Below are 15,411 nucleotides of genomic sequence, written 5' to 3'. Positions count from 1 at the left end.
CGACAGGCGTGCCCGAGGCGTCGTCGTGCCCGGTCAGGCGCGGCGGTCGGCGTCGTCCTCGGCGAGCGCGGCTGCCGCGCGGGCCTCGAGGTGGCGGCGCTCGGTGTCGCTGCGGACGAGCTCGAGCGCGCGGCCGAACGCCTGCGCCGCCTCCGGGCGCCGCCCGAGCCGCAGCAGCAGCTCGCCACGCACGGCCGGCAGGCGGTGGTGGTGCGGGAGCGCCTCGTCCAGCCCGTCGAGCAGCGCGAGGCCGGCCGCGGGGCCCGCGGCCTCGGCGACGGCGACCGCGCGCGCGAGCCGCACGACGGGCGAGCCGGTGTGCGCCTCGAGCGCCGCGTAGTGGGCCGCGACGACGGTCCAGCGGGTGTCCGCGGGTGTCGCCGCTGTCGCGTGCTCGGCCGCGACGAGCGCCTGGAGCCGGTACTCCTCGGCGAGGCCGGACGCGGGCGGCAGGCTGCCCAGGACGTCGAGGCCCGCAGCGATCTCGTCCCGGCGCCAGAGCGACCTGTCCTGCTCCGGGAGCAGCACGAGGCCGCCCTCGGCGTCGAGCCGCGCGTCGCGCCGCGAGTGCTGGAGCAGCAGCAGCGCGAGCAGCGCGCGCACGACGGCGCGTCCGGGCAGCTGCGCGTCGAGCAGCCGGACGAGCCGGATCGCCTCGTCGCCGAGGTCGACGCGCAGCCCGCGGTCCCGCGGGCCGGGGTGGTAGCCCGCGGTGAAGACGAGGTAGAGCACGGTCGCGACGACGTCGAGCCGCTCGTCGAGCCGCTCGGGCGGGGGCGTGACGAACGGGATGCCCGCGGTCGCGAGGCGCTTCTTGGCGCGGGTGAGGCGGGCGGCCGCCGTCGTCTCCTGGAGCAGGAGCAGCGCCGCGAGGTCCGGCACGTCGAGGCCGACGACGAAGCGGAGGGTGAGGGCGACGCGGGCGTCGGGCGCGAGCGCCGGGTGACAGCACGTGAAGATGAGGCGGAGCCGCTCGTCGGCCAGGTGCGCGCCCGGGTCCGTGGTCGCGGCCGCCTGCGCGCGCAGGTCGGCGTCGACCACCATGACCGGCACCTTGCGACGGTGCACGGCCTCGGTGCGCAGCACGTCGAGGGCGCGCCGGCGCGCGGCGGTGAGCAGCCAAGCACCCGGCGAGGCGGGCACGCCCGACCGCGGCCACGTGCGCGCGGCCGCGGCGAACGCGTCCGCGACGGCGTCCTCGGCGAGGTCCGGCCGCGCGGTCTGCCCGACCATGAGCGCGACGAGCCGGCCCCAGTGCTCGCGCCAGGCGAGCTCCAGGGCCGGCGTCGCGTCGTGGGTCACGCGTCGGTCATGTCCGCGACGGGGCGGATCTCGATCGTGTACTCGGGCAGCAGCCGGACCCACTCCGTCACCGCGTCGAGGTCCGGCGCCTCGACGAGGTAGAACCCGCCGAGCTGCTCGGTCGTCTCGGCGAACGGGCCCTCGGTCACGTCGACGTGCTCGCCCCGGCGCCGCACCCTCGTCGCCGACGCGACGCCGACGAGCGCCTCGCCGCCGAGGATTGCGCCGCCGCCCGCGGGCACGGCGGCCGAGAAGGCGTCGTGCTGCGTGAAGTACTCGGCCTGCTCCGCGGGGCTCGCGTCCCGCCACACGGTCTCGTCCTGGTAGAGGAGGACGACGAACCTCACGACGCCGCCTCGGCGCCGGCGAGGGCGGCGTCGGGCTGCTCGCTCGACGGCACGACGGGCCGGATCTCGACCGCGCCGGTGCCGACCAGCATCGCGGCGAGCTCCGCGAGGTCGCGCACGTCCGCGGTGCGGACCTGGTAGAAGCCCCCGAGCTGCTCGACCGTCTCGGTGAACGGCCCCTCGGTGACCTGGACGGCGTCGCCGCTCCGCCGGACGACGAGCGACGTCTCGCTGAGGCGCAGCTCGGCGCCGCCGACGATCTCGTGGCCGCGCTCGGCGCACAGCCGCGAGAACTCTCCGTGCTCGCGGTACGCCTCGGCGATCGCCGCCTCGTCCGCGTCCCGCCAGCCGGCCTCGTCGCCGTGCAGCAGCAGCACGTACTCCTGGGTGGTGGTCATGGGTCCTCCCGGTCTCCGACGACGCCCCTGCGGCCCCGTCGGAAGCATGACGCGCGAGGGGTGCGGAAATCGACAGCCCAGGAGGACGGGTTCGCGGTCAGCCGGCGGGCAGCGGGGCGCGGACCGCGGCCGACGTCGCAGCGGTGCGCTGCGCCGGCACGCCGGGCGCGAGCGGCCCGAGGTCCTCGAGCGGTCCGGGCCGGCCGAAGAACCAGCCCTGCGCCTCGTCGACGCCGAGGGCGCGCAGCTCCGCGACGTCGGCCGCGGTCTCGACGCCCTCCGCGACGACCCCGGTTCCGTGGCCGTGCGCGAACGTCACGAGCGCCGCGACGAGCGTGCGCAGGACGGGGTCCGCGGACAGGCCGTCGACGATGCTCCGGTCGAGCTTGATGACGTCCGGCGCGCACAGGACGATGTGCCGCAGCGAGGAGAAGCCCGCGCCGACGTCGTCGATCGCGAGCCGCATGCCCGCGGCGCGCGGTCCGGCGAGCGCCGCCCGGAGCGCCTCGTAGTCCTCGACGGGGTCGTGCTCGGAGAGCTCGAGGACGACCCGGTCGAGCGGGAGGCGCGCGAGCAGGCGGGCGCACGCCGGCGTGAGCAGCGTCTGGGGCGAGACGTTGAGCGCGAGGTGCCCGTCGAGGCGGTCGAGGTGGTCGACGGCGCGCTCGAGTGCGAGGAGCTCGAGGCGGTCGCCGAGGCCGACGTCGTGCGCCTCGGCGAAGACGACGTCGGGCGTAGTGCCCCAGGCCGCGGGGAAGCGGCTCAGTGCCTCCGCGCCCGTGCGCAGGCCGGACGCGAGGTCGACGATCGGCTGGAGGACGACGGTCGGGCCGCCCGCCGCCATCATCGGCAGCAGGCGCGTCTCGATGGCCTCGCGCCGCTCGCGCTCGACGACGCCGGGCTCGATGATCATCGCCGCGGCCGAGGCCAGGACCTTGAGCAGGGCGGCGTCGCGGGCCGAGAGGTCGCGGTCGGGCGTGAGGCCCGCGGCGCAGAAGGTGCCGTAGAGGCGGCCGTCGCTGAGCGTCACGGGTGCGGAGAGGTAGCTGCGCACGTGCGCGAAGCGGGCGGCCGGGAGGCGCCGCGCCTCGGGGTGGTCGCGGACGTCGGGGATGACGTCGGGCAGGCGGCCGTCGAGGATCGCCTGGCAGAAGCTCGTCGACTGCTTGACGGTCGAGCCCTCGCGGAAGAGGAGCGGGAGCGACGTGTCGACCACCTCGAGGTGCTGGGTGGTGCCGTCGAGGCGCGAGAGGAACGAGACGCTCAGGCCGAGGGCCTCCCGCGCGGTGTGCAGCAGCTCGGCCACCTGGGCCTCCGCCTCCGACCGCTGCCGTGCCACGGCGCACTCCGTCCCGGGCGGCCCCACACCTGCCCTCGGAGCCCTATCGGCCGGCGGGCGGTGCCGGTGAGCCGTCCGGGGACCCGGGTGCCGGGTCGGGCCTCCTCGGACCGGTGCTCGTGCTGGTGCCGGGTCAGGCGCCCTCGGGGCGCCGCTTCTGCGGGTACGGCGTGCGGCCCTCGACCAGCGCGGCGACGAACTCGCGGATCTTGCGCTCGCGCGTCTCGGCGCGCTTGACGTCCCTGACGCGGTAGATGATCGCGAACCGGTTCGCGGACGTGAGCACGTCCCACCACGCCTGCGCGCGCGGCTCCGCGGCGACCGCTGCCGCGAGGTCCGCCGGCACCTCGACGGTGGCCGGGCCCGCGTACGCGGCCTCCCAGCGCCCGTCCGCCTGCGCTGCGCGGACCTGCTCGCGGCCTGCCTCCGTCATGCGGCCCTCGGCCTCCAGCTCACCCACGCGCCGGACGTTGAGCGCCGACCAGCGCGAGCGTGCGCGGCGCGGCGTCATGCGCTGGAACGAGGTCTCGGCGTCGCGCGAGCGCCCCTGCCCGTCGATCCACCCGAAGCACAGCGCCTCGAGCACCGCCTGCTCGTAGGTGAGCGTCGTGACGGTGCCGCCCTTCTTCGTCAGGACGAGCCAGACGCCGTCGGGGTCCGCGTGGTTCTCCTCCAGCCAGGCGCGCCAGGCGGCGGCGTCGGGCACGACCAGCTCGGGCAGCTCGGTGGGCATGGGGCCATCGTGCCGGACGCCACCGACACGACGGCGGCGTGCGCCGGGTCGACCTCGAGGATCCTCGCGAGGAGCGCCGGGGATGTCGCCCGGAGTCCACGGACCTGGGCAGGCCGTGGCCCCCGCCCGCCGGGCGGGTCGATACTGGCGCGGCGTCCCGTGGTGCCCGTGCCGTCCGTGTCAGGGCCACGCCGCCCGGAAGGAGTCGTCCGCGATGAGCTCAGCGTCGAGCACGGGAGCGTCGAGCGCGCACGGGCTGGGCACGGACTGGCGCGTGGTCGACGGCGTCGCGACCGCGTGGTTCGAGGCGTCGTCGCTCGCCGCGGGCGCGGCTCTGGCCGGGCGGGCCCTCGAGCTGGCACCCGACGCCGTGGTCGACGTGCGCGCGACCGGGGTGCGCGTGCGGCTCGACGCCGTCGAGCACGCGGAGGCGGTGTCGGCGGCGGCGCGGGAGACCGGCCTGCGCCCGGACCCCGCCGTGCTGCAGGCGCTGGGCGTCGTCCTCGAGTCCCCGGACCCGTCGACGGTGACGCCGTTCTGGCAGCGCGCGCTCGACTACGCGTCCGGGGAGGAGGGCGTGCTGACCGACCCGCTGGGGCGGGACCCGTCGCTGCGGGTCCGCCGGTCCGGCGAGTCGCGGCCGCTGCGCCAGCGGATCCATCTCGACGTGGTGCGTCCGGCGTCGGCCGTCGAGCAGGCGGACCTGGGCGAGCCGTCCGGGCCGTACGGGGTCCGGCTCGCCGACGCGGACGGCAACGAGGTCGACCTCGTCCCGGGTGACGCGATCGGCGAGGACGCCGGGACGTCCGACTGGCACGCGGTGTTCGGCGCGATGGCCTGCTACCGCGTCGCCTCGCCGGAGCAGCAGCGGGACCTCGCCCTGGCCGCGGCCGTCCTCGCCGACGACGCCGGCTTCCCGCTGCTCGTCGACCTGCGCCCCGGGCTCGTGGTGCTCGACAGCGGCAAGGACCAGGGGGAGGCCGACGCCCACGGTCTCGACGTCGACTTCCCCGCGCTCGCCGCGCGGGTCCAGGCAGCCGCGCGCGAGCTCGGCGCCACCGCGGACCCGGCGCTGCCGCGCCTCGTGCAGCTCTTCCTCGACGCCGCCGACGTCGCGGCGGTGCGCGCGTTCTGGGCCGCGGCGCTCGGGTACGTCCACGACCGCCGTGAGGCGCTGACCGACCTCGTCGACCCGCGGCGGCTCGGGCCCGTGCTCGCGTTCCAGGAGATCGACACGTCCGAGACCGAGCGGCTCCGCCAGCGGAACCGGTTCGAGATCGAGCTCGCCGTGCCGGGCGACGTCGCGCAGGCGCGGGTGGACGCCGCCGTCGCGGCCGGTGGCCGGGTGCTCGACGCGGGCGACGGCCGCTGGTGCGTCGCCGATCCCGAGGGGAACGAGCTGGTGGTGGTCGCGGGAGCCTGACGTCGCTGCTCCCACCGTGCCCGACACCTGCTGTGCCGGATGACCTGCTGTGCCGGATGACCTGCTGTGCCCGACGACCTGCTGTGCCCGACGAAGGAGACCCGTGGTCAAGCGCCTCATCGACACCACCGCCCGCGAGCTGGCCGGCTACGGCCGCGCGGACGTCCTCGCCTCGATCCGGGGCAGCGAGGGCCGCGTGCTCGCCGCGGAGATGATCGCGCCCGCGATGGCCGCGGTGCACGACGTCAGCAACCCTGAGCTCGCCGCGGCCATGGGCGCGGACCTGCTCGTCGTCAACCTGCTCGACGTGCAGTCGCCGGCGGTCTTCGCGATCGACGCGGCCCCGGGCGACGTCGTGCGCGAGATCAAGCGACTCACCGGCCGGCTCGTGGCGGTCAACCTCGAGCCGGTCGACCCGCAGGCCGACCGCGCCACGGACGACGACTTCGGCCCCGGCGAGAAGGGCGGCCGCCTCGCGACGCCGGAGAACGTCGCGGCCGCCGTCGCCCTCGGCGTCGACGCGATCGTGCTCACCGGCAACCCCGGCATGGGCGTCACCAACGACTCGCTCGCGCGCGCCGTGCGGAGCGTCCGCGACGCGGTGGGCGACGCCGTCGTGCTCATGGCCGGGCGCATGCACGCGGCGGGCAGCGTGTCGCAGGCCGGCTCGCGACTGGTCGACGACGCGTCGCTCGAGGGCTTCGTCGCGGCGGGCGCCGACGTCGTCCTGCTGCCCGCGCCCGGGACGGTGCCGGGCTGCCACGAGGCGCTCGTGCGCGGCTGGGTCGACACGGTCCACGCCGCGGGCGCGCTGACGATGACGACGGTCGGCACGTCGCAGGAGGGCGCCGACGTCGACACGATCCGGCGGATCGCGCTCATGGCCAAGATGACCGGCACCGACGTGCACCACCTGGGCGACTGCGGCCTCTTCGGCATCGCGCTCCCCGAGAACCTGATGGCGTACAGCATCGCGATCCGCGGCCGGCGTCACACGTACCGCCGGATGGCGATGTCGCTCGCACGCTGACCCGGGCCGGTCCAGGCCAGCGCGCTGCGTTCAGGCGCAGGTGTCCGCGGCCGGCTCACCCGCGCGCCGGGCGAGCGTCCACGCCACCAGGTCGTCGGTGAGCGGAGACGTGGCGGCCACGAGCGAGAGGTGGTCGAGGCCCTCGTACTCGCGGTAGTCGACGGCCTGGCCCGCGGCGCAGCGGGTCGCGACGAACGCGCGCTGCTGGGCGGGGAGCACGAGCGGGTCCGTCGAGCCCTGGGCGAGGAGCACGGGCACCGGTACGTCGCCGTCGGGGCTGTTCGCCGCGAGCAGCGCGCCCACCTCGCCGTCGAGCACGTCGGGCCGCATGACCTCGTCGGTCATCTGCGACGCCGTCGCGAGCGCGGCGACGACGTCGCGGCCCGTGAAGCACAGGTCCTCGATGCGTCGCACGAGCGGCAGGTAGCCGGGCGTGACGACCTCGCGCAGCTCGACGCCGTCGACGTGCTCCGCCCACGACGCCGCGATGTAGGCCGAGACGAGCTTGCCGATGGCCTCGGCGCGCACGCCCTCCGCGAGGGCCGGCAGGTCGCTCGCGGGTGCGAGCGCTGCGACACCGAGCAGCGGCACGTCGGGCGCGTAGTCCCCCGCGAGCATCCCGGTCCACAGCGCGGCGTGGCCGCCCTGCGAGTGGCCCCAGACGACGACGTCGTGCGTGAGGTCGAGCTCCAGCGAGCGCGCCGCGCGCACGGCGTCGAGGACCGCGTGCGCGGTGTCGGGCCCGACGAGGTAGGGGTGCGGGCCGGCGGTGCCGAGGCCCACGTAGTCGGACAGCACGCCGACCCAGCCCGCGGCGACCATGCGCTCGAGGGCGGCCCCGGCGCCGTCCGCGAACGGCTGCGCCGCGAGGGACGGCGCGCACCGCGGGGTCACGCCCGTGGTGCCGTGCGCGACGGCGAGCACGGGCGCCGGTGCCTCGCCCGCGTCGAGCGGCGCCAGCACGGTGCCGCTCGAGACGGCGGCGCGGCCGTCGCCGTCCGTGGTCGTGTAGAGGATGCGCCACGCGCGCGCGCCGTCCGGCACGCCGGTCGTCAGGGGCTCGCTCCGGATCAGCACGCCGGGCTCGTCGGGCACCGCGAGCGGCGGGGAGTAGAACGCGTCGGGCGCCACCCGGACGTCGCCGCGGTGCACGACGACGGTCCCGACGACGAGCGCGACCGAGACGACGAGCGCGCCGGCCGCGGCGGCCCGCTGCAGCGCCCGCCGCGGTGGGCGGGCGGTCCGCGGCGCACGGCCGAGCACGGCGCGCGCGACCGTGACCAGCCCGGTGAGGACCAGCCAGGCGCCGAGGGCCACGCCGATCGCCCACAGCGACAGGCGGGGCCACACGAGGACCACGCCGGCGAGCGCGACCGACGCGACGGCGAGCGCGATGGCCGTCGGCCGGTCGTCGCGGCGCGAGCCCGTCAGCTCGGCGACCGCCGTGGCGACGAGCCCGATCGCGACGAGCAGGACGAGCACGCGCACGGTCGCCGACGACAGGACGACCGCGAGGACGCCGGCGACGACGAGGACGAGGCCCGTGGCCACGTCGACCCGGCGGTCACGCTGCGGCTCGGGGGCGCGGAGCAGGCGTGCGGTCCCGGCGGCCACCAGGCCGGCCGCGACGAGGAGCACGACGGACGCGACGGACGCGGACGCGCGCGCCAGCAGGGCCGCGCCGAGGCCCGTCATCGCCAGACCGACGACGGGTGCCGCGCGGGGAGGCAGGGCGGAGCCCCGCGACCGCGGAGGCGTCGGCCTCGTCCCCATGGCGCGAGCCTAGGGAGAGGCGCCGCCGCGCGGGAGGGGTCGCCCTCCCGCGCGGCGGCGTGCCTCGGTAGCGTGCTGTCCATGCCCATCAGGCTCGACAACGTCGCCATCGCCGTCCGGGACCTCGAGGCGGCGATCGCGTTCTTCACCGACCTCGGCCTGACCGAGCTGGGCCGGGGCGAGGTCAGCGGGGAGTGGGCGGACACGGCCGTGGGCCTCGACGGCAACCACGTCCGGCTCGCGATGCTGCAGACCCCGGACGGCCACGGCCGGCTCGAGCTCTTCGAGTACGTCCACCCCGTCGCGATCGAGACCGAGCCGACCCAGCCCCACGAGATCGGCATGCACCGGGTGGCGTTCGCGGTCGACGACCTCGACGAGGCGCTCGCGATCGCCGCCCGGCACGGGTGCCACCCCCTGCGGGGCGTCGCCCGCTACGAGGACGCCTACCTGCTCACCTACGTCCGCGGTCCCAGCGGCATCCTCGTCATGCTCGCGCAGGAGCTGCAGCCGGGCTGAGCCGGCCCTCTCAGGATCAGGGCCGCGTCGACGTGGACGTGATCTGGATCTCCATCCCGTACGCCGACGTGGCGCAGCCCCAGTCGGCGTTGTAGACCTCGTCTGCGCAGCCGGTCACTCGGAGCCTGGTCGAGTCGAACGTGCTGAGGTTGAGCGCCCCGGATGGCAGCGCGTCACTGGTCAGCGCTGTCGGCGGGCCGGCTGACCACCAGTCGAAGTCGAGGACGGGCACGCCGTTGCTCGCCGAGGGGAACATCACGTTCCACTGGAAGGAGTCGCCCCAGGGCGCGTCGGTCGTCGCGATCGTGAACGGCTCCGTCCACGGGTCGCTGGGGTACGTCGTGGCGTACGTGAGGGACCCGACGGCCAGGCTGACGCCGTAGGGAGCTGCGGTGTACCGGTAGACGCCGGACGTGGCGTCGGTGGGGTCCCAGTGGGTGTCCGGCGTGCTGGCGCGGAAGGTGTACGACCCTGTGACGGGTGTGCCGACCTGGATGTCGTCGGGCAGTACCGGGTCGGTGGGCCCGGGGACCGGATTGCCTTCCTCGTCTTCGGCGACCCAACGGCTCGCCTCGGTGACCGTGCCCTGGAAGTCGACGGTGACGTCACCGGTGGGCGGTGGGGGTGGCGGGTCGACGACGGGCTCCTGGACGCGAAAGCTGACGGTGGCGGGCACCCACACCTTCCACGTGCGCCCTTCGACGGCGACGTGGAGGTCGAACGTGCCCTCGGTCGTCGGCGTGCCGGCGATGCGCCCGGTGACCGGGTCGAGCTGGAGGCCGGGTGGCAGCTCACCGGAGTCGATCCGCCACAGCGGCTCGAACCCTGACACGTACATGGTCGCGTGGAGTGTCACGTCGACCGGCTCGCCAGGACGGACCGTGTAGGCGGCGTCCTGGGGGTACGCGGCGCCGAGGGCGAGCTGCGCGAGGCGCTGGCCGAGGTCGGCACCCTTGCCCCACTGGTAGGCGTTGACGTGGATGTCGATGGCCGTCAGTGGACGCGCGGAGCCGCGAGCGGTGTCGCAGACGAGGTCTCCCCGGTCGCACAGGCTCAGGACCCGTCCGCGCAGCTGGGTGGAGATGTTCGGCGGGTTGCGCAGGAGCATGGTCGTGCGAGCTCCGCTGCTGGGCGTCGCGGTGCCGTACTCGTGCGCGATCCAGCCGGGTGGGCGCTCGCGGTCTCCGCTCGCGACCAGGCCGGCTCCGGCGACGCGAGTAAGGATCGCTGCTGATGCTTCGGGCGAGCTCAGGTACTCCTGGACGACCATCGCGCCCTGGGAGTAGCCAGCCAGGACGAGCGTCTGGCTGGGGCATCGGGCGGCCGCGTTGTCGATGTAGACGTCGAGCAGCTGGACGCCGGTGGTGATGCTGCGGATGTACTCGTCGATGCCGCCGGCGGCCGCGAGCGTCTCGACGGGGGCGGCGGTGTAGTCGAGGGCGTGGTAGTCGACGGTGGGTCGGTGGCCGGCGGCGCTCATCGACATCGCGAAGCCGTAGAGGACGTCGTCGACCTGGGCGCCGTACCCGACGCTCTGACCCGAGCCGCGGACGCCGATGAATCGAACCTGAGCGCACGTGGCGTCGTCGGCTGCGGTGGCGGGTGGTGCGATAGCGGCCACCACGGCCAGTGCGGCTGCCGCAGTGAGGGCAGCGGTGCGGCGGTGGAGGAGGGCCTGGCGCGTTCCTGGACGCATGCGCGTGCTCCCGACTCGGGGCGGGTGGTGCGCCGAGCATGACGGCTCGCCGGTCCGGCCGATAGTCGCAATCGGGTGGTTTGTCCGATCTCGTGGGTCCTGTGCGGCCACCGGGCGGTGCTGCGACCGCGGCGTCAGGCGCGGCCGGGGTCCGGGTGCACGCGCCCCGCCACCGGGGAGGGTGACGGGGCGACGGTGGGTGGTCAGCGATGGGCGCGAGTCCCCGCATGACCACGAGGGGCAGGGGCGCGGCCCTCAGGCGTTCTCGCGCCGGAACGTCGACGTGCCCCACCACACGGCGAGCACGAACATGCCCACCGACCAGAGGATGCCCCAGGTCATCGCCGACGCCCCGAAGTCCCCGGCGAAGGAGGCGCGGACGGCGTCGACGACGTGCCGGATGGGCATGAAGTCGCTGACGTCCTGGAGCCACGTCGGCCCGATCGTCATCGGCAGGAGGATCCCCGACAGCAGGAGCACGGGCATCATCACCATGTTGATGACCGGCGCCATGACGTCCTCCGACTTGGTCGTGAGCGCGAGCGCGTTGGACGCCGCCGCGCACGCGCCGCCCAGCAGCAGCGTGATGGCGACGCCGAGCACGATCCCCGTGCCGGAGGCGCGCATGCCCATGAGGTAGCCGAGGCCGACGAGGATGAGCGCCTGCACGAGCAGCTGCAGGAGGTCGCGGTAGAGGCGCCCGACGAGCAGGGCCGTGCGGCTGGCCGGGGTGACGCGCTCGGCCTCGATGACGCCCTCGCGCCACTCGCCGATGAGGCTGAACCCGGCGAAGAAGGCCCCGAAGATGCCGAGCTGCACGAGCATGCCGGGCACGAAGAACGTGTACGCGTTCGTGGCGCCGAACTGGCCGATGAGCGGCTCGAGCAGGGGGCCGAACAGCAGCAGGTAGAGCACCGGCTGGAGCATCCCGATGATGACCCAGGCGGGGTTGCGCAGGTTCATGCGCAGCTGGCGGCGGAACACGATGAAGCTCTCGCGGAAGAACGACGACGGCGTCCCGCCGCGCACGGCGGCCTCCGCGGTCGCGGCGCCGCGCCGGGGTGCGGTGGTGGTGGTCATCGGACGGCCTCTCCGGTGGTCGGGGTCGAGGGGGTGGCGGCGCCCACGACGGCGGGTTCGCGGTCGCCGTCGTCGGTGCGTCCGGTGGGGTCGGTGGCGGACTCGGCGTCGCGCAGGCTGCGGCCCGTGAGGGTGAGGAAGACGTCGTCGAGCGTCGGCCGGAGGACGCCGATCGACTCGAGCTCGATGCCCGCGCCGTCGAGGTCGCGCAGCAGGCCCTGGAGCGAGCGTCCGGCGTGGGGGACGCGCGCCCGGACGTGGGGCCCGTCGACCTCGACGACGTCGCGGCCCGCGACGAGCGTCCCGAGGCGCTCGGCCGCCCGGGACGCGAGCGACGCGTCCGCGAGCTCGAGGTCCACGAGGTCGCCTGCGACCTGCGACTTGAGGTTGTCCGCGGTGTCGGACGCGACGACCCGGCCGCGGTCGATGATGACGATGCGGTCGGACAGCGCGTCGGCCTCGTCGAGGTAGTGCGTCGTGAGCAGCACGGTCACGCCGAGCCGGTCGCGCAGCCCACGGATGTGCTCCCAGAGGTTCGCGCGCGCCTGCGGGTCGAGACCGGTCGTCGGCTCGTCGAGGAACACGAGGTGGGGCTCGTGGATGAGGCCCATGACGATGTCGAGCCGGCGCTTCTGGCCGCCCGACATGTTCTTGGGCATGCGCGTCCACAGCCCCGGCAGGTCCATCTGCTCGAACAGCTCCTTGCCGCGCTGCTCGACGACGCCGCGGGGCAGGCCGTAGAGCATGCCGTGGTCGACCACCTCGTCCCCGGCACGGGCGCCGCTGAACGCCCCGCCGGCCTGCGAGACGTAGCCGATGCTCCGGCGCACCTGCACCGACTGGTGGACGACGTCGTACCCCGCGACGCGCGCGGTGCCCGCCGTGGGGCGCAGCAGCGTCGTGAGCATGCGCAGGGTCGTCGTCTTGCCCGCGCCGTTGGGGCCGAGGAAGCCCACGACCTCGCCCTCGGCGACGTCCAGGTCGACGCCGTCGACGGCGCGGACCTCGGCCTTCTGCCTCCCTTGTCTGGTCTGGAACGTCTGGACCAGCCCGCGTGCCTCGATCATCGGCCCCTCCGCGATCTATTCAAACTTGAACACCGGCCATGCTGGGTGACGCGCCGCTCGCCTGTCAACGCCGTTGCGGACGGCGGTCGGCCCGCCGTCGTGGATTGACCCGGCTGTCGCCGGGAACTCATCGGGAGGATGCCGCAGGGGTCCGACACTCCCTGACCCCTGCGAGGGGCGACGCCGTCAGACGGCGCGCGAGCGGAGCATCGCCGCGTAGCGGTCGCGGTCGTGCGCCATCTGCCAGCCCGGGTCGTCGGCCGGCGGGGACCACGTCGCCGGCTCGCCCGCGAAGCTGAGCTCGCCACGGCGCACCGCGATCGCGAGGTCCCGGACCCACGTGCGCTCGAGCTCCGCGATGCCGAGCTGGAGCTCGAGCACGCGCGCGACGTGCGGGGGTGAGGCGCCCGCCGCCGTCGCGGCGTGGGCGGCGCGGAGCGCCTCGAGGTGCGCACCCAGCGCGGCGGCGCGCGTCTCGAGGTGCCCGGCGACGACGTCGCGCGCGAACAGCGAGCACATGCTCATCGCGGTGTGGACGGGCAGGGGATCGAGGGGGTCGACGGTCGTCATCGCGTGCTCGAACAGCCGGTCGAGCTCGTCCCGCCCCGACGGCGTCGTCGCGTAGACCGCGACCGTGCGGCCGCCGTCCTCGACGTCCTGGCGCACGAGGTGACCCTGCTTCGTGAGCGTGGCGAGGCTCGAGTAGATCGACCCGGGCAGCACGTGCGCCCAGTCGTCGACGCCCCACGAGAGGAGCTCGCGACGGATCTGGTACCCGTTCACGGGCTCGAACAGGCGCACGGCACCGAGCACCAGGAGCCGGGTCTCCGTCGCCGCCATGCCCGGAGTCTAGGTCGCGTCTCACGAGGGGACCGTCGGGGCGCTCCGGGGCCGCCCGGGCGCGGCCTGGCAGTCTGAGTGCGTGACCACGTGGGCGCCCGACATCGACCCCGCCCGTCGGGCCGTGCCTGGGGTGCGCCGCCGGGGCGCGCTCAGCCGGCGCCGCACCGTCGCGGGGTGGCTGCTCGCGACGCTGGGCCCGGCAGCCCTGACGGCGGCCCTGCTCCGGGAGCGCGACGTCCTCGGGCTCCCCACCGACCTCATGATGTTCTTCACGCTCGTCGTGGTGACGGCGCTGGTCGGTGGCCTCGCGCCGTCGCTGGTCTGCGCGGTCCTCGCGGCGTCGCTGCTCAACTACTTCTTCACGGAGCCGACGGGCGGCCTGACGATCGACGACCCGGAGAACGCCCTCGCGCTCATGGTGTTCGCGCTGGTGGCGGGCGCCGTCGCGTCGGTGGTCGGCCTGGCGGAGCGCCGACGCGCCGACGCGCGGGAAGCCCGTGCCGAGGCGACCGCGCTGGCCGACCTGTCGCGCGCCGTCCTCGCCGGGCGCGACTCGCCCGAGGGCGTGGCCGAGGAGCTGGCCCGCCGCTTCGGCTCCGCTCGGGCGCTCGTCCTCACCCGGTCCGCGGAACCGGGCGGCTGGGCGACCGCGGCGTCCTACCCGCCCGGGGCGCCGGCGGGCTCGGACGTCGCCGGTGCGCGTGACGTCCCGCAGCGTGCGGCGGGCGACGTCCTGCTCGCGCTGCCCGGGCACCGCCTCACGGCCGCGGAGGAACGCGTGCTCACGGCGTTCGCGGAGCAGGCCGCCGTCGTGCTCGACCGTGCCCGCCTGCGTCGCGAGGCCGAGCGGGCGCGCGAGCTCGAGCACCTCGACGCCGCGCGCACGGCCATCCTCGCGGCCGTCTCGCACGACCTGCGCACGCCGCTCGCCGCCGTGCGGGCCGCGGTCGACGGGCTGGGGGCGCACGGCCCCGTGCTCGACGCCGACGACCGCGCCGTGCTGGTCGAGGCGATCGACACCGGCACGGCCCGCCTCGAGCGGCTGATCGACGACCTGCTCGACCTCTCGCGGCTCCGCATGGGCGCCGTGCGCCCTCACGTCGAGGCGGTGAGCCTCGAGGAGGTCATCCCCCGGGCGCTCGAAGGGGTCGACCCGCGGCGCGTCGTCCTCGACCTGCCCGACGACCTGCCGCTCGTGCTCACCGACCCGGCCTGCTCGAGCGCGTCGTCGCCAACCTCGCGTCCAACGCGGCGCAGCACGCCCCCGCCGCCTTCCCGGCGCGGGTCACCGCGGCCGTGCGCGGCGGGTCGATGGTGGTCGCCGTGGTGGACCGTGGACCCGGCCTCCGGGGCGACGAGGTCGAGCGCGCGTTCGCGGCGTTCGAGCGCCTGGGCTCGACCCAGGGCCCGCCCCGCGCGGGTCTCGGGCTGGGGCTCGCGGTCGTCCGCGGGCTCGCCGACACGCTCGGTGCGCACGTCGCGGTGCTCCCGACGCCGGGCGGCGGGCTCACCGTCGAGGTCACGGTGCCGGTGGCGGAGCCGACGCTGACGGAACGCGCGTGAGCGGGCACGCGGACCCGGCCCCCGTCGCGCTCGTCGTCGACGACGACGCCGCCCTCCGGCGCGTCCTGGCGATCCACCTTCGCGCGCACGGCTGGGTACCCCTGCTCGCGCGCGACGGCGACGAGGCGGTCGAGCTGGCGCTGGGCGCCGGTCCGGACGTGGTCCTCCTCGACCTGGGCCTGCCCGACCTCGACGGGCTCGAGGTGATCCGACGCATCCGCGCGAGCTCCACCCTGCCGATCGTGGTGCTCTCGGCGCGTCAGGCAGGGGCCGACAAGGTCGACGCGCTCGACCTCGG

At 75.5% G+C, this 15,411-nt stretch carries 15 protein-coding genes and 1 pseudogene; 6 read left to right on the top strand and 10 right to left on the bottom strand.

The genetic code is table 11. The features are described from left to right. Nucleotides 1–33: 33 nt before the first annotated feature. From JIG38_RS16565 to JIG38_RS16545, 5 genes are all read right to left on the bottom strand, one after another. Nucleotides 34–1,302, bottom strand: coding sequence for an RNA polymerase sigma factor (locus tag JIG38_RS16565; protein ID WP_307844662.1), 1,269 nt, complete (start codon nt 1,300–1,302; stop codon nt 34–36). Further along, on the bottom strand, nt 1,299–1,649 hold the full coding sequence (locus JIG38_RS16560) for a YciI family protein (RefSeq protein ID WP_199423102.1): 351 nt from the start codon (nt 1,647–1,649) through the stop codon (nt 1,299–1,301). The genes JIG38_RS16565 and JIG38_RS16560 overlap by 4 nt, the downstream gene beginning before the upstream one ends. Then, complete coding sequence (locus JIG38_RS16555; RefSeq protein ID WP_199423103.1) at nt 1,646–2,047, bottom strand: YciI family protein; 402 nt, start codon at nt 2,045–2,047, stop codon at nt 1,646–1,648. The genes JIG38_RS16560 and JIG38_RS16555 overlap by 4 nt, the downstream gene beginning before the upstream one ends. Nucleotides 2,048–2,144: 97 nt before the next feature. Continuing rightward, nucleotides 2,145–3,386 (bottom strand): sensor domain-containing phosphodiesterase, encoded by a 1,242-nt coding sequence (locus tag JIG38_RS21130; RefSeq protein WP_199423104.1) that lies wholly within the window; start codon nt 3,384–3,386, stop codon nt 2,145–2,147. A gap of 133 nt (nt 3,387–3,519) precedes the next feature. Beyond that, nucleotides 3,520–4,119, bottom strand: coding sequence for a YdeI/OmpD-associated family protein (locus JIG38_RS16545; protein WP_199423105.1), 600 nt, complete (start codon nt 4,117–4,119; stop codon nt 3,520–3,522). 214 nt (nt 4,120–4,333) lie between these two features. Between JIG38_RS16545 and JIG38_RS16540 the strand changes: the two genes are divergently transcribed. Beyond that, a complete protein-coding gene (locus JIG38_RS16540) occupies nt 4,334–5,542 on the top strand; it encodes a VOC family protein (RefSeq protein ID WP_233404603.1) in 1,209 nt (402 codons plus the stop codon). A 103-nt stretch (nt 5,543–5,645) separates the two neighbouring features. After that, nucleotides 5,646–6,572 carry a DUF7916 family protein gene (locus JIG38_RS16535; protein WP_199423106.1) on the top strand — a complete coding sequence of 309 codons (927 nt, stop codon included), beginning with the start codon at nt 5,646–5,648 and terminating at the stop codon, nt 6,570–6,572. Nucleotides 6,573–6,602: 30 nt separating this feature from the next. Here the strand turns inward: JIG38_RS16535 and JIG38_RS16530 are convergent, their stop codons facing one another. After that, nucleotides 6,603–8,345: a lipase family protein gene (locus tag JIG38_RS16530; RefSeq protein WP_199423107.1), complete on the bottom strand. Its 1,743-nt coding sequence runs from the start codon at nt 8,343–8,345 to the stop codon at nt 6,603–6,605. An 81-nt stretch (nt 8,346–8,426) separates the two neighbouring features. Here JIG38_RS16530 and JIG38_RS16525 point away from each other — a divergent pair, with 81 nt between their 5' ends. After that, nucleotides 8,427–8,864, top strand: a complete 438-nt coding sequence (locus JIG38_RS16525) for a VOC family protein (RefSeq protein WP_199423108.1) — start codon at nt 8,427–8,429, stop codon at nt 8,862–8,864. Between the two features lie 16 nt (nt 8,865–8,880). On the opposite strand, the gene JIG38_RS16520 is transcribed toward JIG38_RS16525, so the two are convergent. The 4 genes from JIG38_RS16520 to JIG38_RS16505 form a co-directional block, all read right to left on the bottom strand. Beyond that, nucleotides 8,881–10,560: a cutinase family protein gene (locus tag JIG38_RS16520; RefSeq protein WP_199423109.1), complete on the bottom strand. Its 1,680-nt coding sequence runs from the start codon at nt 10,558–10,560 to the stop codon at nt 8,881–8,883. Nucleotides 10,561–10,815: 255 nt separating this feature from the next. After that, nucleotides 10,816–11,640: an ABC transporter permease gene (locus JIG38_RS16515; protein WP_199423110.1), complete on the bottom strand. Its 825-nt coding sequence runs from the start codon at nt 11,638–11,640 to the stop codon at nt 10,816–10,818. After that, nucleotides 11,637–12,707 carry an ATP-binding cassette domain-containing protein gene (locus tag JIG38_RS16510; protein ID WP_199423111.1) on the bottom strand — a complete coding sequence of 357 codons (1,071 nt, stop codon included), beginning with the start codon at nt 12,705–12,707 and terminating at the stop codon, nt 11,637–11,639. Before JIG38_RS16510 ends, JIG38_RS16515 begins: the two co-directional genes overlap by 4 nt. 186 nt (nt 12,708–12,893) lie before the next feature. Continuing rightward, a complete protein-coding gene (locus JIG38_RS16505; protein ID WP_199423112.1) occupies nt 12,894–13,547 on the bottom strand; it encodes a PadR family transcriptional regulator in 654 nt (217 codons plus the stop codon). 82 nt (nt 13,548–13,629) lie between these two features. Between JIG38_RS16505 and JIG38_RS16500 the strand changes: the two are divergent. From JIG38_RS16500 to JIG38_RS16495, 3 genes and pseudogenes are all read left to right on the top strand, one after another. Continuing rightward, nucleotides 13,630–14,616, top strand: a pseudogene (locus JIG38_RS16500) (DUF4118 domain-containing protein); the annotation flags it as partial. A 146-nt stretch (nt 14,617–14,762) separates the two neighbouring features. Continuing rightward, nucleotides 14,763–15,113: a sensor histidine kinase gene (locus JIG38_RS21255; RefSeq protein ID WP_372419877.1), complete on the top strand. Its 351-nt coding sequence runs from the start codon at nt 14,763–14,765 to the stop codon at nt 15,111–15,113. Then, nucleotides 15,110–15,411: response regulator (locus tag JIG38_RS16495; protein WP_199424916.1), on the top strand; the 302-nt coding region annotated here is incomplete at its 3' end. The genes JIG38_RS21255 and JIG38_RS16495, both read left to right, overlap by 4 nt.

The organism is Actinotalea solisilvae (assembly GCF_016464425.1).
Classification (GTDB): domain Bacteria; phylum Actinomycetota; class Actinomycetes; order Actinomycetales; family Cellulomonadaceae; genus Actinotalea; species Actinotalea solisilvae.
This window is presented reverse-complemented; position numbering and strand designations above follow the sequence as displayed.